General features: G+C 74.3%; 16 protein-coding genes. All 16 read right to left on the bottom strand.

Going from position 1 to position 20,825, the window contains the following annotated elements; genetic code table 11:
* Nucleotides 1-5: 5 nt before the first annotated feature.
* Nucleotides 6-710: a BTAD domain-containing putative transcriptional regulator gene (locus ABZX61_RS57875; protein ID WP_355209747.1), complete on the bottom strand. Its 705-nt coding sequence runs from the start codon at nucleotides 708-710 to the stop codon at nucleotides 6-8.
* Nucleotides 711-963: 253 nt separating this feature from the next.
* Entirely contained in the window at nucleotides 964-5,085 is a 4,122-nt protein-coding gene (locus ABZX61_RS57870) for a DUF4157 domain-containing protein (RefSeq protein ID WP_355209745.1), read from the bottom strand.
* 2 nt (nucleotides 5,086-5,087) lie between these two features.
* A complete protein-coding gene (locus ABZX61_RS57865; RefSeq protein ID WP_355209742.1) occupies nucleotides 5,088-6,410 on the bottom strand; it encodes a DUF6519 domain-containing protein in 1,323 nt (440 codons plus the stop codon).
* Nucleotides 6,411-6,420: 10 nt separating this feature from the next.
* Nucleotides 6,421-8,487, bottom strand: a complete 2,067-nt coding sequence (locus ABZX61_RS57860) for a phage tail protein (RefSeq protein WP_355209740.1) — start codon at nucleotides 8,485-8,487, stop codon at nucleotides 6,421-6,423.
* Complete coding sequence (locus tag ABZX61_RS57855) at nucleotides 8,484-10,985, bottom strand: putative baseplate assembly protein (protein WP_355209738.1); 2,502 nt, start codon at nucleotides 10,983-10,985, stop codon at nucleotides 8,484-8,486. Before ABZX61_RS57855 ends, ABZX61_RS57860 begins: the two co-directional genes overlap by 4 nt.
* Before the next feature lie 78 nt (nucleotides 10,986-11,063).
* On the bottom strand, nucleotides 11,064-13,655 hold the full coding sequence (locus ABZX61_RS57850) for a putative baseplate assembly protein (protein WP_355209735.1): 2,592 nt from the start codon (nucleotides 13,653-13,655) through the stop codon (nucleotides 11,064-11,066).
* Complete coding sequence (locus tag ABZX61_RS57845) at nucleotides 13,652-14,020, bottom strand: GPW/gp25 family protein (RefSeq protein ID WP_350727534.1); 369 nt, start codon at nucleotides 14,018-14,020, stop codon at nucleotides 13,652-13,654. The genes ABZX61_RS57850 and ABZX61_RS57845 overlap by 4 nt, the downstream gene beginning before the upstream one ends.
* Nucleotides 14,017-14,361, bottom strand: coding sequence for a hypothetical protein (locus ABZX61_RS57840; RefSeq protein ID WP_355209731.1), 345 nt, complete (start codon nucleotides 14,359-14,361; stop codon nucleotides 14,017-14,019). The genes ABZX61_RS57845 and ABZX61_RS57840 overlap by 4 nt, the downstream gene beginning before the upstream one ends.
* 14 nt (nucleotides 14,362-14,375) lie before the next feature.
* Nucleotides 14,376-14,963: a phage baseplate assembly protein V gene (locus ABZX61_RS57835; protein WP_350727532.1), complete on the bottom strand. Its 588-nt coding sequence runs from the start codon at nucleotides 14,961-14,963 to the stop codon at nucleotides 14,376-14,378.
* Between the two features lie 9 nt (nucleotides 14,964-14,972).
* A complete protein-coding gene (locus tag ABZX61_RS57830) occupies nucleotides 14,973-16,082 on the bottom strand; it encodes a hypothetical protein (protein ID WP_355209728.1) in 1,110 nt (369 codons plus the stop codon).
* Nucleotides 16,072-16,386 carry a LysM domain-containing protein gene (locus tag ABZX61_RS57825; protein WP_350727530.1) on the bottom strand — a complete coding sequence of 105 codons (315 nt, stop codon included), beginning with the start codon at nucleotides 16,384-16,386 and terminating at the stop codon, nucleotides 16,072-16,074. The genes ABZX61_RS57830 and ABZX61_RS57825 overlap by 11 nt, the downstream gene beginning before the upstream one ends.
* The gene (locus tag ABZX61_RS57820) at nucleotides 16,386-17,066 is read right to left on the bottom strand and encodes a hypothetical protein (protein ID WP_355209725.1); all 681 of its coding nucleotides are present in this window, start codon (nucleotides 17,064-17,066) and stop codon (nucleotides 16,386-16,388) included. The genes ABZX61_RS57825 and ABZX61_RS57820 overlap by 1 nt, the downstream gene beginning before the upstream one ends.
* Nucleotides 17,063-17,296 (bottom strand): hypothetical protein, encoded by a 234-nt coding sequence (locus ABZX61_RS57815; RefSeq protein WP_355209722.1) that lies wholly within the window; start codon nucleotides 17,294-17,296, stop codon nucleotides 17,063-17,065. Before ABZX61_RS57815 ends, ABZX61_RS57820 begins: the two co-directional genes overlap by 4 nt.
* Nucleotides 17,293-19,401, bottom strand: a complete 2,109-nt coding sequence (locus ABZX61_RS57810; protein WP_355209719.1) for an ATP-binding protein — start codon at nucleotides 19,399-19,401, stop codon at nucleotides 17,293-17,295. The genes ABZX61_RS57815 and ABZX61_RS57810 overlap by 4 nt, the downstream gene beginning before the upstream one ends.
* Nucleotides 19,398-20,585, bottom strand: coding sequence for a DUF4255 domain-containing protein (locus tag ABZX61_RS57805; protein ID WP_355209717.1), 1,188 nt, complete (start codon nucleotides 20,583-20,585; stop codon nucleotides 19,398-19,400). The genes ABZX61_RS57810 and ABZX61_RS57805 overlap by 4 nt, the downstream gene beginning before the upstream one ends.
* Nucleotides 20,582-20,825 (bottom strand): hypothetical protein (locus ABZX61_RS57800; RefSeq protein ID WP_355209714.1); only part of this gene is annotated, 244 nt, incomplete at its 5' end. The genes ABZX61_RS57800 and ABZX61_RS57805, both read right to left, overlap by 4 nt.

Raw genomic sequence — 20,825 nt, 5'->3', positions numbered from 1 at the left:
CGCGGTCAGCTCGGTGCCGGAAGCTCGACCAGGCCCGTGAACTCGGGGCTGGGCCGGACCTTGATCTCCCGCCACAGCAGCTCCGTGAACGCGTGCACAGCGCGGACCGCCTCGACCAGGTTGCCCTCGGCGAGGTGGATGCGGACGACCAGGCGCTGGGAGCTCTCGCGCAGCGGCTCGTACTCGACGGCGGCCAGCGCGAGGTCCAGTGCGCGGCCGTAGGCGCCCTGGGCGAGCTGCCGTTCGGCCATGGCCTCCAGGGTGTGCAACTGGAGCTGACGGACGCGCTCGCGGACGGCGACGACCCACTCGTCGTACCAGCCGGGCAGCAGCACGCCGCGCGGCGGCACCCACGAGCCGTCGTCCTCGGCCTGCGCCGGTCGCCGCACGTGCAGCCGCCGGCTCAGCGCCTGCAACTCGTCGACGTCGACCGAGACCCGCGGGTCCAGCCGCATGGCCGGGCCGCCCGTGACGATCAGCCCCGGGCAGGCCCGGCCGGCCCGCCAGAGGGTGGTGCGGAGGTCGGCCTGCGCGCGGGCCTCGCTGGAGTCGGGCCACAGGCTGCCTGCGGCGAAGTCACGCGTCGCGGTGCCGTGCAGGCCGAGAAAGGCGACCAGCCGCCGAGCGCTGTGCGGGAGCTCGCCCCACCGTGCACCGCCCGTTTCAGCGCATGCCGACACCTCGAAGGTGCCCAGCAGACGCAGGCTCACCGACCCCTCCGGCCGTGCATCGTACGCCGCGACAGCAGAAGTGCTGTCCATCGGGCGCCCCTCCTCTGCACGAACAGATCCCCCTGGGTTTTATGTCGTCCGCAGATGATCTGTCAATAGGGCGTAACTTTTCGCGAGCCAGACGGTCATGAGCTGGGCTTTTGAGCTCCATTCAGGCGACCGATAAAATCCGTTGAAACTGCTGAAAATCCCATTCGCCGTTTATTCCGAGCGATATCGAAAAGCACGTGACTCAGCCGTATTTGGTCAGTTCCGGGTGGCGGCGCAGCGCCTCGTAGGTCTTGCGGTCGGGGGCGTAGGCGTCGGCGCGCGACCCGTCCTCGCCGCGTTCGCGGAAGACCTCGCGAAGCCTGTCGACCAGCGGGTCCCACTGCGTGTAGACCGGCTTGAGCTTGTTGAGCGCCTGGATGACGGAGATGACGTCCGGGCCCCGGTACCACGGCGGATGCTCGAGCTCCTTGCGCACCTCGGCGAAGACCGCCCTCTCCTGGTCGCGCAGCGTCATCATGGCGGGGATCAGGCTCCGGAGCTTGGCGTTGCGCTCCTCCACCGCTTCGGCGTCAGGAGCGGGCGCGGGCGGAGGTCCCACCGTCTCCTTCTGCGCGGGCGCGGACGCGGGCGCCAGTGCCGCTTTGAGTTTGCGCAGCTCGCCGCGGATCTCCGTCTGCCTGTCGCCGATCCTGCGCAGCATCTCGGCCACCGCCGCCACGTCGGTGAACTGCTCGGAGGCGGCCGTGATGGCTCTGGCGGCCTTGTCGAGCCTGAGGTTGTCGGCCTTCAGGCCCGCCTGGGCCTCCTCGAAGGCCCCGGCCGCGGCGCGGGCCTTGAGCTGGGCGACCCGGTCGCCCACCACGATCGTCTCGAACGCCTCCCGCTCCTTGGCCAGCTCGGCCGGCCAGTCGTAGCGCACGCCGCCCTCGGCCTGGCCCTGCGGCCGGACCACCGCCTGCACGGCGTCGGACGCGCCGTCGTTGTGGCTCGCGTACTCGGCGAGCGCGCGGCTCATCTCCTCCCTGTCCCCGCCGCCGGCGGCGATCCTGCGGCCGAGGCGCTGCCAGTCCTGGAAGCTCGCGATCCGGCCGCGGAAGGCGTGGTTCCACCTGCCGGGTTCCCGGGAGATCGACACGATGGTCGCGAAGTCGTCGTCCGACAGCTTCATCCCGATCACCTCGGTGCGCGACTGCAGCAGCTTGCTGCCGCCGGTGGCCAGTTTGAGCGAGCCGGCGACGGGCGACTGGTCGGCGGCGGAGGCCAGCGCGCGGGCCGAGGCCCCCAGGTCGGTCTCCGAGGTCGTGGTGCTGACGTCACCCGTGGCCTTGTTGCCGGGACCGACGGCGGCGGTGACGGCCTGCTCGGTCCGGTACTCGAGCTGCGGGCCCGACGCCACTCCGGCCGTGAGCGCGCCACCCGTCGCCCCGGAGAACAGCTTGTGCGTGCCCGTCTCGTCGACGACCGTCTTCTCCGCGAAGGAATGGGTGGTCGAGATCGACGCCTCCAGCCCCCCGACGCCCACCTTGGGGGTCAGCGTGCTCGACCAGCCGGTGCCGGACTCCGTACCGGCCACCCGGGTGGGGTCGGCGGCGGCCAGGGCGGTCAGTTCGGCCGCGCCGTCGACCGCGAGGATCCGGTCGAACCTGGTCTGGTAGTCCGGGTCGCCGGGGTTCAGGCGGAAGGTGACCGCCCTGGCCTCCGACGTCGTCTTGCCGTAGCTGAGACCGGCGCTCACGGCTCCCGACGAGCCGGACGCGCCGATGGACTTCGCGGTCTCCGACACCACCTCGACCGTGACGAGCACGGCCCCGCCCCTGCGCGCCACCGTGCGCTTGAGCGACCTGCTCCTGCTGTAGGAGACCTCGGCGCCGACCGGCGATCTGCCCGCGCCGGTCACGCCGAGCGAGCCGCCGACGCCCTTCCTGGCCTCCAGGCTCGCCTGGTCGCCCTCGCCGAGCTTGGCCGCCTCGGCGGCCGACAGCGGGGCCGCCAGGGTGGTCAGCAGCTGCCGCGCGTCGTCGACGCTGCCGCGCGCGACGAGGTTGACGATCCGCAGCTCCTGCTCCGCGCCGCCCGACCCGTCGCGGGCCAGGTCCCCGAGGTAGCGCTTGGTCTCCTCCTGGCTGAACCGGTGGACGAACGTCCCGGTCACCGACCCCGTGACCGACAGCGACGCGTTCGCCGTGCCCTTCCGTCCCGCTCCGCCGCCCACCCCGCCGCCCACCGTGCCGGTCGCGCCGATCGTGACGGTCACCATGAGCTGGTACGCCGGCGGCTCCGTCGCCTCCACCCGCGTGGCCTTCACCACCACGCGGGCGTTGCCGGCGACGGACCTGGTGGTGGTGAAGCCGTTGCCGTACGCGGTGGTCCGCTGGGCGCTCGCGGCCCCCTGCCCGCCGAACCCCTCGGGACCGGCGACGACCCCGGCGCTCGCCTGGCGGCCGGTCCGGGTCCCCTGCTGGAGCCTGCCCTCCTCGTCGAACGTCCCCGTGCTGGTGTCCTTGCTCCGGGTGAGGGTCAGGCTGCCCTCGTTCCGTGCCACCGTCGTCCCTGTCGTGCTCTTGGAGGTGGCCTCAGGGCCCCCCTTGGAGGGAGCCTGGACCCCGGGCGCGGGGGCCGCGGACGCTTTCGGCGCCGTACCAGGGGGCGGGGTCGGCACGGGGGTAGTGGGAGCTTTCGGTGTGGTGGCGGGTGCCGGGGTTTTGGCCGGTTGGGGGGCGGGGGCCTGCTGAGGAGCTTCCGGTTTCGGGCTGGCCTTGGGCGCCTTCGGCTGGGCCTGGGCCTGCTGGAGGATCCCGTCGTCCGCATCGGCCGGGATCGGGAGGGTCACGATCCTGCGCCGCGGCGGCGCCGGGGGCGGGGCCGGGGCCGGCTGTGGGCGCGCCGGGCGGCGCTGCTCGACGACCGGTTCGGGCCTCGACGGCTTGGGCGGGAGCTTCTTGATGGCCTCCAGCGCCGGGGAGAGGTTCGCGGGGACGTGCTCGCGGAGCGGGTCCTTGGCCCGGCCGGTGCCGACGGTGGCGCCGGCCAGCCCGAGCTTGGCCGCGCAGTGCGGGCAGATCAGGGAGCTGGCGCCGACCGCTATCAGCTTGAGCTTGTGCTTGGCCGCGTGGGCGACCAGCCTCGCCTCCGCGTCCTTGCGCGCCTGCTCCGCCGTGCGCTTGCGCTTCGGCTCGTCCGGCTCCGACGCCTCCTCTTCGGCGGTCCCGCCCTCATGCTGGTCGACGAGATGCGGCCCCGGCTGGGACACCGGAGCGGTCTTCGGCACCACCCCCGACAGAGGAACCGGCTCGGACTTCGGCACCACTCCCGACTGCGGCACCGGTTCGGACTCGGGCTCGTGGGCGTGCGCGAGCGCCGACCCGGGCGTGGGCACCGGGCCGGGAGTCGCTGAAGGGGCCGCCGCCGGTGAAGGGGCGGGCTTGGCGGCCGGGGCCGGTTCGGCGGGTTCGGCCGGTACGACCTTGAGATCGGGAGCCTCCGGCTGCTGTTTCTTCAGGCGGACGGCCTTGACCCACGTCTCCCCCGGCCCCAGGTCGACGAGCTTGCGGCGGCTGCCTTTGGTGGTGGTGACGAGCTCGTGCAGGTTGCCTTCCTCGTCCACGGCGTAGCCGACGGTGACGGTGACGTCCCCCCGGATGGAGCCCTCGGCCGCCTCGCGACGCTCCTCAGGGGTGCGCTGGTCCACCGGCAGCGGCTTGCCCTCCTTCTCCGCCTTGGCTGCCTTCGCCTCCTGGCCCGCCTCCCACCGGACGAGGCTCTTCCGGACGACCCCCTCCATCAGCTCGGTCGCCCGCAGGTCGGCGGCGTCCTGGTACTCCCGCAGCCGGGCGAACGCCGCGACGTCCTCCGGGCTCGCGGGGCCGCCCGTCTCCTCCGCCATGGCCAGCCCGACCGACGCGCTGCCGCCGACGGCCACGTGACCGCTCTCTGGGCCGCTCTCTGGGCCGCTCTCTGGCCCGCTCTCGCGCGCCACCGCGTCGGCCGCCGCGTGGGCCGCGGCCTCGAGCCCGGCGTGGCGGGTCGGCCGCGGGCCCGCGCCGCCGCGCTGCTGGATCACGTGGGCCAGCTCGTGGGCGAGCAGGTGCCTGCCGTCGGGGGTGTGCGGCGCGAACCTGCCGGGGCCGAAGACGATCCGCTCGCCGACCGTGTACGCGCGGGCGCCCAGCTCGCGCGCCGATCTCCCGGCCGAGCCGTCGGAGTGCACCCTGACCTGGCTGAGGTCCTGCCCGAACCGCTGTTCCATGGCCGTTCGCGTCACCCGGTCCAGCGGCTCGCCCCTGCGCGCCAGCTCCCTGCGGGCCGCGGCGGGGACGGGCGCCGAGGCCCGCGCGGGTTCGGCACGTCGGTCGCCGGCCGCCATGGTCACAGTCCGTGCGTGAGCGGCAGCGCGAACGACGTCCGCCAACCGGTGACCGCGTCGCCCTCGACGACGGCCAGCGGCGCGTAGTGGTAGGCCACACCGTGCGGGCCGCGGCCCTGGGGGTGGTGCCAGATGACGTCGCCCAGCGTGCGGCGCGCGGGGAAGACCCAGTAGTCGCCCGTACGGTAGCGGTGCGGGTTGCCGCGCTCGCCGGTGAGGAAGCGCACCTCGACGCCCCGCTCCAGCGGGATCCACCCCGTATCCTTCCTGGCCGCCTGCGCCTCGGTCACCGGAACGGCCCCGTCGGGGGACTTGCCGGGCGGCGTGTGGTCCCAGCGCCGCAGGTACGGGTGGCGGCGCCGGTCGATCGCGGGCGGCGGCGCGTCCAGGGTCACGGTCGACAGGTCCACGTCCACGTCCACCACCTGGCGCAGCGGCGCGGCCGGACGCGGCCAGCCCAGCTCGCGGCGCAGCGAGACGGCGTCGTCCACGGCCTCCACCCACTGGCCGACCTCCAGCGCGGTGTGCCGGTCGCGGCCCAGGCTGCTCACCTGGACCACGGGCCCGTCGCTCGCCAGGATCGGATAGATCACCGAGCCGTTGTCCCGCGACCAGGCGAAGCTCGCCCCTTCCCGGGCGGTGCCGCCACTGCGGATCTCCACCCGGTAGAGCTGGTTCTCCCCGGTGTACCCCGCGTCGGACGGCGCGGTGCACGGGTCGTCGTCGGCCTCGTGCGGGCGCGTGGCGCGCACCTGGAGCACTCCCCGGTGCTCCGCCGACTCGGCGGCGGCGATCCAGTCGGCGACCCAGGTCTCCACCGACACGTCGCCGGTCGGCACGGGCACGGCGCGCACCTGCCAGACCACCTGCGCGCGGCTGCTGGTGTCGGGGTGGTGCGGGCCGAGCGCGGGCTCGTGCAGCGTGGGGTCCTCCACCTCGGTGACGTGCCGCTCCCAGACCTTCAGGTAGACCAGGTACCTGCCCTTGGGCAGCCGGTCGGCGCCCGCGACGTCCAGCACGGCGTGCGGCTGCCTGGCGTAGGTGGTCTCGGCCGGGTTCTCGACGCCGATGCCGTTCACGTAATAGCGGCCCGCCCCGATGGTGAAGTCCGCCACGGCCGGGTCGCCGACGGCGAAGCCCAGTCCGGGGCCCGCCGGCCCGGCGTGGGGGCCCATCAGGTCGGCCAGCGCGCCGCGCAGCTGGTGCAGCAGGAGCGCGGTCTGCTCGTTGCGGTTGGCGTCCAGGCCGACCCTGCCCTGCAGGTCGAAGACCGCGGAGTAGCCGCGCTCCGGCGAGAAGGTGATGTTGGAGAAGTCTCCGTGCACAGCGGTCTCCCTAGGTGGCGTTGATGACGGCTGCATCGACACCGAGGGGGACGAACCCGTCCAGGTGGTCGACGAGGTTGGCGAGTCTGCGCGCCTCGAACAGGTCGTGGAAGGCGCCCATCTCGGCGCCGTCCTCCGCTCCTGTGCGGATGGCGTCGGCACAGGTCTCGTGCAGCCGGCAGTAGCCGGGCGTGCCGTACCTGACGCTGGTGAACCTGGGCCGCAGCCGGTTGTCCGAATCGGGCGGGCACCGGTAGCGGGGCGGGCCGCCGTGGCAGGCGTAGGAGACGTAGGAGTAGCGCGCGCAGCCGGCGTCGCGCCTGGCCACGTGCACGCAGCCGGTCACGATGCTGTCCTCGGCGAGCCTGAGCAGGTAGACGCGCACCTGGCCGAGCACGGTGCAGCGGCGCAGGGTCAGGTCGGCGTAGGCGTTCCTGTCGTCGACGCCCGTCACGGCGGCCGGCTCGCGGCCGGTCGCGTCGATGATCGAGTCGTACGCCTCGACGATGAGCGGCTCCCCCGCGGTCTCGTCCTGGTCGACGAGGATCGTGCCGACGATCGACCGTTCGACGCGCAGGCGGGCGGTGGTGCGGCGCAGCTCGATCGACGGCTCCTCGCCGTGGCGGGGCTCGCACCGGTCGTCCAGCTCCCAGCCGGGCACGAGGGTGCAGTGCCTGATCGTCACCTCGCCGACCTGCCCGGTGATGTCGACGCTGCGGCCCGAGATCACGAGCCCGTCGAGGAGCAGGCGCGGGCGGCGCGCGGACGGCGGCGGGCAGTCGGCGGCGCCGCCCGGCGGCGGGGTCTTGGAGCGGGCGCGCACCGAGAGCGCGTCGAACCTGTTGGCCCGCTGGTTGAGCAGCCTGATGACCGGCCGCTGGTACGGCGCCGCCCGCAGCTCCAGCCGGTCGTCCAGGTCCAGCTCGACGCAGAGCGCCTCGGTGTAGTCGGCCGAGTCGACGATCTCCACGAGCGCGTCGTGCAGCGACGGGTCGGCCTCCTTGTCCTCCTGCCACTGCCGGAGCGCGGCGGTGATCGAGCCGAACCCGTCACCGCCGACGACGTACCGGCGGCGCTCGCCGACAGGGGCGGTCGCCCTGGCGTAGGCGCCGCCGCCCATGCGCTCGCTGAAGCCGTAGCACCAGCTCACCCACACCCCCTCCTCCGGCGCCTCGTCCGGCGGGAAGGCGATCCTGCCCAGCACCGGGTCCACGACCACCTGGCCCGGCTGGGGCCGGTAGCGCCAGTCGCTCAGGTCGGCGCCGACGATCCGGTTCGCGGGGACGGGGTTGTCCAGGCTGTCGCGCCAGATCCGCAGGGCGCGGCCCGGGCCGTAGTACTCGGTCACGGCCGCGGCGAACTCCTCGCGGCCGATCGGCTGCGGCAGGTCGGCGGGTCCCGACAGGTGGGCGGCCTTCGGCCCCGTCCCCTGCGGGGCGAACAGCTGGGTGTCGATGCCCAGCACGTTGACCAGGTAGCGGCTGTAGCGCTGGTCGACGCAGAACGCCGGTGCCCGGGTGACGGGGAAGGACAGCAGCCGCCACACGTACAGCGCCAGGCTGGGGATGTTGGGCAGGCCCCGGGTCAGCTCGCTGTTGATCCGGCGCACGTCGGGCAGCCTGGGGGCGGTGTCGAAGGGGCCGCCGACGCGCTCGCAGGCGACGAGGTCGCGCACGTCGAAGGTGGCCGGCCGGTCCGGCCGCAGGTGCCGGAGGTGCTGGTCGCGCACCAGCATCCGGTACGTCTCCACCGCCCGCGCGGGCCGGCCCGCGACGTCGAAGGCGAGCTGTTCCAGCGCGGCGGCGGTGCCCTTGCGACGGCGTACGGCCACCGCGTCCGCCACCTCGGCGCGGGAGACGCCCTCCCTGTCGATGCCGACCAGGGCAGCGATGTACGGCACGATCCACTCGTCGCAGGTCTCGACGAACCAGTTGGCGTACCAGGTGTCGAGGTCGTCCTCGATGACGCGTACCTGCTCCTCGATGACCCGCAGCAGCGCCCGCAGCGGGTGGCCCCGCTCCTCGTCCCTGCTGCGGTGGATGGCGGGCAGCAGCGCGGCCAGCTCGTCGCGGGTCATCGGGCCACCTCCACGTGCAGGACGACGAACCCGTCCAGGCCAGGTGTGATCAGGACGAGCTCGGCGGGGTCGATGTGGACGCCGTCGGCCCTGGTCCTGGCCGGTCTCGCGGGTATCCGTTCGGCCACGCCGGTGACCGCGGCGGCCTCGGGGGCGGTCGTGCCGAGGGTTGCGCCCAGCCGTACGACGTCGGCGAACGCGACGCCGGGCACGCGCTGCAGCTCCGCGGCGACCTCGGACAGGTACAGGCTGCGCCCGAGAGCGCGCGCGTCGAACCCGAAAGCCGCCTCCAGGGCCGCGCGAGCCTGCGGGCCGACCAGGTCGGGGGCGCGGTCGGCGTCGATCCACACGTTCGCCTCCAGGACGACGTTCCACAGCGTGCGCGGCGCCGCGGCGACCGGCACGCCGGGGTCGCCGTAGCGGCGGCAGGCCGCGAGCAGGCCGCGCAGCAGGTCGGAGTCCGGCTCGATCGGCGCGTCGTCCACGCCCGCCACCGTCACGTGGACCAGTTCCCTGCCGCCCGCGCTCAGGCGGGTCGCCGCGGCCTTGCCGACACCCGCGCGGGCCAGGATGAAGTCCGCGTAGTCGCGCAGGCCCACCAGCCGGTCCATGGCCAGCGTGGGCAGCGGCGCCCGGCCGCGCAGCGCCGGGTCCGCGTCGTGGTCGGTGCCGCCGCTCGCGCGCAGCGGGTTGGTCACCGCGCTGACGCCCAGCGGTTTGGTCTGCAGCTGGCTGAGCTGCCCGGCGCGCACGTTGCCCGCCCTGCCGATGCCCACGCGGTAGGTGAAGGCCACGTTGCCGGTGCCGGTGGGCAGCCGCGATCCGCGCCTGCCGTCGCCGAACTCGACGGTCGCGCCGCCCGCGGCGTCCACGCTCAGCTGGTAGGCCCGCTCGGACGGCCCCGCCCAGGCCAGCTCGGGGACCTCGTGCCAGGCGATCCCGCCGACCCTGACGATCAGCTCCGCCTCGGCGCCGTCGGCGTCGTGGGTGGCGATGTACGTCAGCGGCTGCTGGCCCAGGGTGAAGCGCTGGCCGGCCGCGCCGGCGTCGCCGCTGCCCGCCGCGGGTTCGAGCTTCGTCTCGCCGTTCGTGGCGCGTACGACGTTGGCCCAGACGGTGACGGTGGAGCGGCGGTAGCTGCCGCGCAGCGGGGCCGCGAGGTCCAGCACGGTGTGATCCGGCACGCTCCCCGACGAGGAGACCCGCCGGGTGCCGATGACCCGCGCGACCTCGCCGCTCGGCGGGGTGAGCGGGCCCGCGTCCTGCGGCATCCCGGACACGACGATCGTACGGCCGGTCGGCAGGTCCTCGATCACCACGCCGAGGTCGATCGAGCCGCCCTCGACGGGCCCCGTGATGGGCTCGTCGGCCAGGGCGAGAGGCTCGGCCTGGACGTAGAAGGTGTAGCCGCGCAGCTCGGACAGGGAGCGCCCGGCGTCGCCGTGCTCCTCGGGGAACCAGGGCGCCACCAGCACGAGCGCGGTCACCCTGCCGGAGATGCCGTAGCGGGCCAGGCCCAGCGTGCGCACCTCTTTCACGAGGTTGACGTGCACGAGGCCGTCGCCGGAGACCACCACGATCCAGCTGCCCGGGAGGATGCGCGGGTAGTCGGCGTCGAGCGGGAGCAACGTGCGCGCGCCCGCGTCGGAGTCGTACAGGCCCTCGTCGAGCTCCCAGTCGGGGTCGTCCGCGGCGACCTCGCCGATCACCCCGCCGGATGTCGCGGGCGGGAGCGGGGCGGCGGAGCCGAACGTGGCCGCCTTGGCCCGCAGGACCTCCAGCCGGACGAACTCCGCCTCCTCGTCGCCGTCCTCGGCCACCCCGGCCGGGGACAGCTGGAGCCTGGCGGCGGTCACCTGCGCGTCCAGATCGGTCTCCGCCGACTCGACGATCCTCAGCAGGGGCGATCCGTCGGTGAAGTGGAAGAGCAGGCGGTCGTTGGGTGCGAGCCCGGTCGCGATCCCTTCGACGTGCACCACCCGCAGGGAGGCCACGCGGCAGCGGGTCAGCCGCGTCGGGCGGCGCAGCCTGGGCGGCAGCGCGCCCCACGACGAGCGGGCCACCAGCTCCTCGGCCGTCTCGAAGATCTGCGGCTTGGCGCCGGGGTCGGGCACGCTCTGCACCCTGGCGCCCGCGGACACCCGCACGAGCGGGTCGGCGGGGTCGGGGTCGAGGGTGTAGGCCAGCCAGGCGCTCGCCGCCAGCCCGGGCCGGGGCCGGTAGCCGACGAGCGCGGCCAGCTCCACCAGCGAGCGCCGCTCCTTGGCCGTCGCGAGGTAGCCCTCGTCGGCGATGCGTTCCTGGTAGAAGGTCAGCACGTCGCCGACGCAGGCCCACGCGTCCAGCAGCGCCAGCGCGGGGTCGTCGGGGGCGCGCGTGGTGAGCCTGGCCAGCTCGGGATGGTCGGCGGAGGCCAGCCTCCCGATCATCCTGGCCAGGAACGCCGCCCGGGTGCCCACGCGGACGCTCAGGCTCGACCGCCCCGGCGGGTTGGCCATCACCTTTCCGGGCGGCAACGGTGTCCCCGAAGCGCACCGCCCGCAACATCCCGCCGCTTCACCGCAGCTCATACCGGCTCACCGCCCTCCCACGAGATCCAGCGTCAACGTCCCGGCCGAGGGGATCTCCAGCGGGCCGAACGCGAGCGCGCCGCCGGGAGGCACGGGCGGCCCGGTGGAGACCGTGCGGGCCAGCCGGACGACACTCGCCGACACCACTCCCGGCACGGCCATGGCCTCGGCCAGGATCCGGCTCACGTACAGGCCGGTGCCGAAGGTGAGGCGGTCGGGGTCGAACATGCCGCCCGGCGCGTCGCCGAGCCGGGCCCGCAGCGCGACGGTGACGGCCGAGCGGGGCGCGTTCGCCGCCAGGCAGACGCGCAGCCCGAGGTCGACCGCGACCAGCCGGGGCGGGTCGGCCCGCAGGTCGTGCCCGATCCGCCGGACCTGCTCCAGCCGGGTCCGCACCGCTTCCAGAGGGAACTCCTCGCCGCAGCGGCCGCGCAGGGGGTCGATCGCCACGTCGGCCTCGTACCAGCCGCCGGTCCAGGCCAGGTCGGTGGCCGCGCTCTGGACTCCGGGCTGGGCGGCGGCGATCGTGGTGTAGTCCTCGGCGGTGACCGCCCGTATCAGGCGGTGCCGGTAGGCGGTGGGGCCGACCAGGCGGGCTTCGGCGACCGGTTCGGGGTCGATGCCGCCCGTGGCTGCCAGCGGGTTGCGTACGCCGGTCACGGGCACCGCGATGGGGCACGAGGCCACCAGGTGGGCCACCGCCTCGGGGCCGACGTTGCCGGCCGTCCCGTTGCCGACCCGCAGGCGCAGCTCGAAGCGCTGGCCGGGGCGGACCCCGCGGCCGTACTTTCCGTCGCCGAAGCGCAGGTGCGAGCTGCCCTCGTCGTCCACCTCGACGACGACGTGCCGGTCCTCGGGGCCGCTGCCGATCAGGTCGGCCCGCACCGTCCACGTCTCGCCGTCGGAGGTGAGCCACAGCTGGGCCGGCGCCGTACGCGGGTCCTGGGTGAGCGCGGCGGCGGCGGGACCCGCGGCGACCGGCTCGGCGGGGTCGAGCCCCGCGCCGGCGCCCCAGGTGGCGGCCACCTCGGCCGCGTCGGCGGCGTCCAGCGGCCGGCCGAGGTGGGCCTGGGCGGTCAGCCTGGCCAGCCTGGCGAGCAGGCGGGGCCGGGGCGCGGTGCCGGTGGGGATGCGGGCCAGCGTCAGGGCCTGGCCCGCCGCGACGATCTCGGGAGCGGGGTAGGGCGCCCGGCGGGTGAGGGGCGCGTGCGGCAGCACGGGCTCGAAGCGCACCCGTACGGGGTCGCGCTCCGGGCGGCCGAGCCCTTCGCACCGCACGGGACCGGGCTCCCCTTCGGGCACGGTCAGCGTGCCGGTCACTGTGGCGCCGTGGTCGACGAGGACCACGTTCGCCCTGGCCACGCTCACGTCCTCGAACAGGCAGCACTCCTCGCCGCCGATGGCGGCCAGGCACAGGTCGAACGTCAGGGCGTCGGCGCACGCCCAGCTCACCCGGAGCAACGGCTGGTCGTAGACCGGGTCGTCGAGCTCCTCGACCTCGGTCAGCCGGACGGCCTGGCGGTGGGTGACGTCCGCGTCGCCCGGCACCCCGGTCAGCGGGCCGCGTACCTCCTCGAAGATCACCACGTCGCCGGGGCACAGGCCGAGCAGCCGCTCGGACCGCTCCTCGTCGCACCAGCCGTCCACCAGCGTCGCGGCCGTCGCGCCGCGTGGCAGGCAGCACTCCTCGCCGCCCCAGGTCCACAGCCGGATGCGGTTACGGGCGGGGCTGACGGCCACGTCGTGCTCCAGCACGGGCTCGTACACCTGGTAGCCGCCGCCGGGCGCCAGACGGCGCAGCTCGCCCTCCGAGACCATCGGGCGGCCGCCGAGCGCCGGGACCGCCGTCACGAACCGGTAGCTGCCCGCGTACAGGACCCCCGGCTCCTCGACCTCCAGGTGCACCCAGGTGCGCGCGTTGCAGCCGTCGTGCATCCGGTAGTCGACCAGCCGCAGGTGCCGCCGCACCGACGTGCGCAGCCGGGCCGTGCCCAGGTACGCCTCGGTGGCCACCGCGTCCTGGCGGTAGGAGAGCTGGTCGCCGACGTAGGCGAGCAGCTCGACCAGCGTGACGCCCAGATCGGGGATCTGCCGGTCGGTCCAGGCGGGGGAGGTCAGCGCGAGCCGGTCCAGGATGAGCCGCCGGAAGCTCGCGTAGTCCTTGGCCAGGTAGTCGATGACCGCCCGGTCCTCCTCGCCCGGCGGGCAGGGCGCCGTCGCGCCGCAGTCGCTCTCCTCGCCGCAGTCGCCGGTGAAGGTGAAGGCGGCCCGGGCGTACCGGGGGTCGAGGTCCTGCGCGCAGGCCAGCTCCACCTCGTACGGCGAGCGGTCCCCGAGCCGGTCGAGGTGGACGACCAGCTCGTCGTAGCGACCGGCCCGCGCGGCGACCACCTCGACGTGGACGGCCCGCACCACGCGCCCAGGACCGGTGATGGCGACGTCGTCCGCCTCCGGCACGGGCTCGGGAGCCTTGCCGAACAGCAGCAGCCGCAGCGTGCGCGCCTCGTTGTCGACCCGCACGCCCGCGATGCCGCCCCATCCGCAGGCGCGGTCCCGTTCCCGCCGCGCGCGGGGCGGGCAGCCCTCGTCGGCCGTCATGGCCCGGTCCTCCGTTCGACGGTGACCGAGTTGAGCTCCCCGGTCAGCAGCAGCACGTACGCCACCGACACCAGCAGCGTCCCCTCCTCGGCCCGCACGTCCACGCGCTCGACCCGCAGGTCGTCGGGCAGCCACTGCTGCAGGGCGGCCTGGAGGGTGTACTCGACGGCCCCGGCCAGTTCGGGGCTGTTGGGGGCGAAGACCAGCCGCAGGACGCCGGTGCCGAAGTCGGGCCGGTTGACCCGCTCCCCCGGGATCGTGAACAGCAGCTGCTCGACCATGTCGCGCACGTGGTCCTCGTCCGTGGTGGTGGCCGACCTGCCGTGCGCGTCGACATGGAAGGGGAAGTCGAGGTGAGTGCTCATGATCCCGCCGCCCTGAGCTGCGTCGAGGTGATGATCGGCGTGCCCTGGGGGGCCTTGGCCGCCGACTGGCTGACACCGGCGCCGGGCCCCGCGGGCTCCAGGACGACCGGCTTGCCGAGCACGAAGACCCGGGTGGAGGCGGCCAGCGCGAAGTCGACGGTGACGCAGGGGCTCGGCGGGGTCGCGCCCGACAGCGAGCAGCCCGCCACCGCGACCACGTCACCGACGGTCACCACCGGCGCGCCCCCGGCCAGCACCACGGTCTGGCCGGGGACGATCGTGGCCTTGCCCTGATGCAGGCAGGTCACCTGCGAGGCGACGGTCAGGAGGAAACCCGGCATCGTCGGCACCCCTCTCAGGCCGGCTTCACGACGAGCGCGCCGTTGTTGATGTTGACGAGCCCGACGAGGTTGATGGCCGGCGCGGTGATGGTCACGCCCGAGGTGTCGACCGTGATGGCCGCCGACTGGGACTGCAGCAGCACGCCGCTGCCCTTCATCGGGGCCACCGGCGTGTCGGACAGGGCGATCTTGCTCTTGCCGATGGTCTCGATGAGGAGCGCGGGCGCCGCCGGGGGCAGCAGCTTGGCGGTGGCGGGCGCCTCTTCCCGGCTCCCCCAGAAGAAGCCCACCCAGATGGGGCTGTCAGGGCTGCCCTGCTCGAACTCCACCCAGACCCCGGCGCCGGGCGGCGGCACGGCGAAGAAGCCCATCTGCAGCCCGGCCAGCGGCACGCACGGCATCGCCCACGTCGACGGCAGCACGCCGAGCACGTCGGGCACGCTGACCAGCAGCCGTCCCTTGCCGAGAGGGTCGATGTTGTTCAGCACCGAGCCCCGGTACTTGCCGTAGAAACGTCTGGTGCCCGGCGGCTCGGCGTCCTCGCGCTCGGCGGGGCCGAAGAAGCCGGGAGACTCGACATAGCCGAGCTCGTCCATGTTCATGGCAGGTCCTTAGGAGAGGGGCAGGAACGCGTTGCGGGTCAGGGTGAACTGCTGGGTGTATCCGCCGCGCTTGATGTCGTGGGTGACGCTCTTGACGAAGTAGGTGCCGTCGTAGCCGAGGCTCGCGCCGCGCACCGTGACGGGACGGCGGGCGCGCAGCGGCTGGCCGTAGCGCAGCACGTCCAGCGTGCCCTGCCCGCTGATCACCTCGTAGCCGTCGGCGGCCCTGGCCAGCGCGACCAACCCCGCCTCCAGGGGGGACAGCTTGGCCAGGCCCCTGACCACCGACGTCTTCAGCGGCAGCGGTTTGCGGGCGCCCATCGGCGGGTTGACCGGGGTGATGTCCGGGATGGGCACGGGGACGGGGAACTTGGTGACCGGCTCCTGGACCAGCGCCACGTACTGCGTCGCGGAGAACCCGTCGAAGGTGAACGTCAGCGTCTCGACGTTGGTGGTCGCGTCGGCGTTGGCCCACAGGGTGGGCTGTGGCGATCCGGCCTTGACCAGCGGCCCCCAGTACGCGTAGTTGACGCCGGGGTCCGGCCCCGGCTCGACGTAGAACTGGTAGCCGACCTGCGCCGCGAGCGCCTTGACGTAGGCCAGGTCGGTGCCCTGCTGCGCGGGGATCGACTCCATCGGGTTCGGGGTGATCAGCTTGACGCTCGGCACGATCTTCGGGACGAGCCCGTACATCGGGTATTTGGCGCAGATCAGGGCGACCCGCACCTCCGGCGGCAGACCTATGTACGGCACGCCGGTGAAGTCGACGACGTCCATCATCCGGGAGACGTCCTCGCCGGTGAGCGTGAGCCGCGCCTGGCCGGGCTCGGCGGACGGCGTCACCTCGTGCCGGGTGACGACACCGTCCATCAGCACGGTGGCCTGGCCCCTGATCGTCACGACGATCTGCGCCCTGGCCGGCGGGTCGAGCGCCCCCGAGGGCAGCAGCTCGCGGAACAGCAGCGACCGCTTGCCCATGCCGAACGACAGCCGGAACCCGCCCGGCTGGCCCACGCCCTCGCTCACCTGCACCGACAGCAGCGCGTCCACGACCTCGCGCGGCACCCGCTCGGCCCGCACCGCGCCGAGCCTGAGCGACAGCAGCAGCTCAGAAGCCATGCGGGCTCCCGATGGTCGCGGTGGGCAGCGCGACGTCGAGCCGCCGTCCCGGGCGCGCGGTGAGGTCGGCGGGGTCGAGCACCGGGTTGGCGTCCGCGATCTGCCAGAAGCGCTCGGGGTCGTCGAGGTGCAGCGCGGCGATCCGGTCCAGGCGGTCGCCGTCGCGCACCACGTGCACGGCGATCACGGTGAGCGTGCGCCGGTCCGGCAGGAACCTGCGGCGGACGTACGGGATCGGCTCGCCGCCCTCCGGCCGGTGGGTGGCGATCTCGATCCCCTGGTAGCGACTGGTCGCGGTGAACATCAGGTGCCTCCTGGCGGGCCGTCGAGGCCGAGAGTGCGCAGCTGGTCGGACGGGTGCAGCGCGGCGAGCTGCTCGCGGCGCCGCTGGTGGCCGATGAACAGGCCGCTCCCCCGGTGGGTGAACCCCAGGTCGTCGACGGTGAGGATGCGCATCGACAGCGACACCTTGGCCCTGATCGGGTTGAGGTTGGAGTCGAACGCCTCCTCCGTGACGGTGAACTCGGTGAGCCTGACCGGCACCACGCGCTCGCGGCTCCACACGAAGACCGTCAGCGGCGACTCGACGGGGACGATCTCGAAGGCGCCCTTGCGGGCCGCCTCGTCCTGCGCGACCAGGGCGTCGGCCGTCGGGTTCACCAGCAGGTCCAGCGTGGCCAGGACGGGCAGCAGGCCGTACGCGGCGACGGCGTCGTTGCCCGGCGCGAAGGGGTCTTCGAGCTGCGTCGTCGCGTCGAGCTCCGCCTCGAGCTTGATGGTCTCGTGCGCGGGCCCGCGCAGCCGCAGCGCCTCGCTGCGGTCGCCGGGTTCGGCGCCCACACCCTGGGGCTGGAGCGTGCGGGTGATGGTGTCCGGGTTGTACTGCAGGGTGATGACCCTGAGCACCGCGCCGTTGGCGGGGTCGAGCAGGACGAGCCCGCCCCTCGGCACCACGGGCGTCCCCGGTGCGAACTGCGCGCTCACCGCTGCCCGCCTTCCGCCAGTCCCTGGATCCCGCCGACGACGGCCTGTGCCAGCCCCGGCGTGGAGCCGTCGGCGGCATCCACGCTCAACCGCCGCCGGGCGGCCTGTCGAGTGGGCCCGCCCGCCAGATCCCGCCGGACGGCCTCGGTCAGAGCGTCGATGAGCTCCTGCCGGGAGAGGCCCGCCGACTCCAGCACGACCCTGTCGATGTGCAGCACGATGCGCGTCACCGGCCCACCCGCTCGGGGTGCGGGATCGTCAGCGGCAGGCCCAGTTTGCGGAACTCCGCCCGCGCCGCCGTGAGCACCGTCGCGGTGTCGACGGGCTCGCCGGCGTCCGCGGCGAGGAACGCGGCGCCGAGCGCGATCGCCTGTACGGCGGCGCCCGTGACCGGCAGGTCCACCAGCGCGTCGAGGTCGAGGCCGCCGAGCGGCACGCCCGCGGGAAAGGCCGCCGACCACAGCCGTCTGCGCTCCTCCCGTCCCGGCATCGGGAAGTCGACGACGAACCGCAGCCGCCGCAGGAAGGCCGGGTCCAGCGCGGCACGCAGGTTGGTGGCCAGCACCGCCACCCCCTCGTATGCCTCCATCCGCTGGAGCAGGTAGCTGACCTCGATGTTGGCGTAGCGGTCGTGGCTGTCACGCACCTCGCTGCGGCGCCCGAACAGCGCGTCGGCCTCGTCGAACAGCAGCAGCGCGCCGCCGTCCTCCGCCGCGTCGAAGACCCTGCGCAGGTTCTTCTCGGTCTCCCCGATGTACTTGTTGACCACGGCCGACAGGTCGACGCGGTAGAGGTCCTGGCCGAGCTCGTGGGCGAGCACCTCGGCCGCGAACGTCTTGCCCGTCCCGCTGGGGCCGCTGAACAGCGCGGTGACCCCGTTGCCGCGTGCCCGGCGCTCCCCGTACCCCCAGGTGGACATGACCGTGGCGCGGTGCCGCACCTGCGCGACGAGCCCGCGCAGCAGGTCCGTCTGCTCTCCGGGCAGCACCAGGTCCTCCCACCTGGCCTGCGGCATCGTGCGCTGGGCCAGGGCCTCCAGCCTCGGCCTGGCCGAGCTGCGGCAGGCCGCCCACAGGCGCGCCCGCCCGTCGGGGGCGTCGAGCACGGGCCGCAGGGCGGTGGCGATGCGGTGGACGGCGGGCACGCTCAGCCGGAACTGGCCGGCCAGCGTGCGCGGCGCCCCCTCCAGGGGCAGCCCGGTCGCGGCCGCCCACAGCTCGGCCTGCTCGGCGAGGGTCGGCCGGCCGACGTCGATCACCGACGTGGCCCGGTCGGTGACCGGCCACACCTCGCGCGTGGCCAGCAGGACGAGCCCGCCCACCTGGGACAGGAAGCGCCGCAGCGCCGCGGCCGTGGCGGGGTCGGCCAGGTCGGTGTCCACGGCGTCGAGCAGCAGCGCCATCGGCAGCAGCAGGCTTTCGCGCTGCCACAGCCTGGCCACCAGGTCCTGGTCCGCCCCCGCCGCCACGAGCGCGCCGACCGGCAGGTGGTACAGCTCGCGGTTGAGCAGCGCCATGGCCCGTACGGCGACCAGCTCGCAGCTCGGCTCGTCGCCGCCGAGCAGCTGGATCACCGGGAAGCGGCCGTCGGGCGTGTCGGTCAGCGCCGCGCCGACCAGGGCGTCCGCCGCGGCCTGCGACGAGCGGGGCAGCCCGAGGCCCGCCGCCGGGTCGGGGCGGTGCTCGACCAGCCCCGTCAGCCGCTCGTCGAGCCGGTTGAGCCCTCTGATCAGGTCCACGATCCGGTCGTCGGCCCGCAGCGGCACGACGGCCAGCGGCTGAGCACCCGCGCCCACGGGCTCCACCAGCCGCCAGAACCGCAGGCCCCGCTCGGGCGAGAGCACGTCCCAGCGGGCGTCGTCGAACAGGCGCAGCGCCAGGGCGAAGGTGGGGGCGGGATCGCCCTGTGCCGCGGCGATCAGCGCGGTGATGCCGGGCTCGATCGCGGGGGCGGCGCACAGCAGCAGCACGTCCCGTTCGAAGTCGCTCAGCCCCAGCCGCTCGGCGATCTGCACCAGGGCGGGCGCCCCGAGGCCCGCCATCGCCCGAGCCGCGGCCTCCCGCGCGCCCGCCATCGCCTGCGCCGGGGTTTGCGGAGCATCCGCCATCGATCGGGCCGCGGTCTCCCTCTCTGGCGTGTCGCCGGTGCGGGGGGCCTCGCGGGAGCGGTCACGGGTCCTGCGCCAGCCCTTCCTCGTCTCCAGCGGCTCCGGCTCAGACCGCTGGGCGGGCCTCGGGGGTTGCGGGGTGAGGCCGGCGAGCCGGACGGCCAGCCAGTCGAGGGACGCCTTCAGGTAGGCGCCGTTGGCCTGCTCCCAGGCGGGCGCGTCGGTCATGGGATCACCACCTCTGCCGTGGGGCCGGTCTTGAAGGCGCCCGTGGCCCGGTCGACGATGTCGGTGTCGACGCCGTCCACGCGGACGCGGACCTTGTACGTGCCGGGCGGGATCGCGGCGACGACCGAGAGCGTGCCGGTGCCGGCGGTCAGCAGGGGCACCGGCAGGTGCAGGCCGCCCACGAGGACGGCCGCCTGCTGGCCGACCAGCACCGGATCGGCGACGGTCGCGGTCACCGTGGTCCTGGCCGGGGTGCCGCCGGCCGGGGTGGCGGCGAGGGCGATGATCTCGGGGGCGACGGCCAGGGGGACCTCGTTGGTGGGCACCCCGCCGGACGCGGGCGTCAGGGAGATCGCCCACGGTCCCGCGGGCAGCCCGGTGGCGGGCAGCGCGACGGCGACCTCGTCGGTTCCCGGAGACGGGAGGTGGACCTCGGCCGTGGCCGGCACCCGCAGATGACGCAGGTGGGCCATGAGGGCGCCTGCGGGGAGGTTGCGGACGCTCAGCGTGACGGTCTCGCCGGGCAGCGCGACCGGGCTCCCCGGCACGACGTACCGGATGCCGGTGAGCGCGGGGAAAGGCGAGGCGGCGTCCGGGTGGGCGACCGGCGACCTGCCGTCGGGGCCGCGCTTGAGCACGGGCAGCGGCGCGGCGCCGGGCGCGGGGTTGTCGATGAGCACCGCCGAGACCTGGTAGGACGCCGAGACCCGGTACGGCGTGGCGAACGCGGTCCACATCTTCGCGATGTCGTCCTGGCTCAGCGACTCGAAGCTGACCTTCACGTTCTCGAGCTGCAGGTGCAGGTCGCTGCCGGGCAGCGGGATCGCCGTGGCGGCCCGGATCTCCTCCCCCGGCAGGATCGGGGTGTCGTGCAGGGCCAGCATCGCGGCGCCGAGCAGCTCGTGGGCGGTGCCCTCGTCGGTGCTGTAGGCGGCCAGCAGGTAGTGCAGGACCAGCGGGAGCAGCGGCCTGGGCGACTCCCCGGGCGGCGCGCCCGGCGGGTCGGCGTTGCGGAAGGAGGGGTGCATGTCGGTGCGGTACAGGAACAGGTTCACGTGGTCGCCGTTGACCTCGTCGGGCGCGCGGTCCGGCGGCACGATGGTCACCTGCGGGCCGCCGAGCCGGTTGAAGATCCTGGCGCGCAGCGCGGCGGTCACGGCGGCGATGGCGAGGGAGTTGCTCATGCCAGCTCCCCCTTGCTCCGGCCGCGCAGGTACGCCTGGAGCACCGAGGCGTGGTCCTTGCGCGGCGGCTTGGCCTGCGGGGCGGCCTGGGCCTGCGGGGCGCGTACCTCGAGCCGCCCGATCGAGATCTCGACCACCGACGGCGCGGGGGCGTCCTGTGCCGCCTGGCCGGGCGAGGGCCGAGGTGGGAGGGCCTTTGTAGCTCTTTTGGATGTTCTTTGTACGCGGGGCTCCCAATCT

Source organism: Nonomuraea sp. NPDC003709 (genome assembly GCF_040610775.1).
Taxonomy (GTDB): Bacteria; Actinomycetota; Actinomycetes; order Streptosporangiales; family Streptosporangiaceae; genus Nonomuraea; species Nonomuraea angiospora_A.
Note: the sequence above shows the minus strand (reverse complement) of the source record. Positions and strands in the feature narration are given on the sequence as shown.

Coding starts and splice junctions, on each gene's coding strand:
- ABZX61_RS57870 (WP_355209745.1), bottom strand. CDS start 5,085: ATGGCGGCCGGCGACCGACGTGCCGAACCCGCGCGGGCCTCGGCGCCC.
- ABZX61_RS57860 (WP_355209740.1), bottom strand. CDS start 8,487: ATGACCCGCGACGAGCTGGCCGCGCTGCTGCCCGCCATCCACCGCAGC.
- ABZX61_RS57855 (WP_355209738.1), bottom strand. CDS start 10,985: ATGGCCAACCCGCCGGGGCGGTCGAGCCTGAGCGTCCGCGTGGGCACC.
- ABZX61_RS57850 (WP_355209735.1), bottom strand. CDS start 13,655: ATGACGGCCGACGAGGGCTGCCCGCCCCGCGCGCGGCGGGAACGGGAC.
- ABZX61_RS57845 (WP_350727534.1), bottom strand. CDS start 14,020: ATGAGCACTCACCTCGACTTCCCCTTCCATGTCGACGCGCACGGCAGG.
- ABZX61_RS57840 (WP_355209731.1), bottom strand. CDS start 14,361: ATGCCGGGTTTCCTCCTGACCGTCGCCTCGCAGGTGACCTGCCTGCAT.
- ABZX61_RS57835 (WP_350727532.1), bottom strand. CDS start 14,963: ATGAACATGGACGAGCTCGGCTATGTCGAGTCTCCCGGCTTCTTCGGC.
- ABZX61_RS57830 (WP_355209728.1), bottom strand. CDS start 16,082: ATGGCTTCTGAGCTGCTGCTGTCGCTCAGGCTCGGCGCGGTGCGGGCC.
- ABZX61_RS57825 (WP_350727530.1), bottom strand. CDS start 16,386: ATGTTCACCGCGACCAGTCGCTACCAGGGGATCGAGATCGCCACCCAC.
- ABZX61_RS57810 (WP_355209719.1), bottom strand. CDS start 19,401: ATGACCGACGCGCCCGCCTGGGAGCAGGCCAACGGCGCCTACCTGAAG.
- ABZX61_RS57805 (WP_355209717.1), bottom strand. CDS start 20,585: ATGAGCAACTCCCTCGCCATCGCCGCCGTGACCGCCGCGCTGCGCGCC.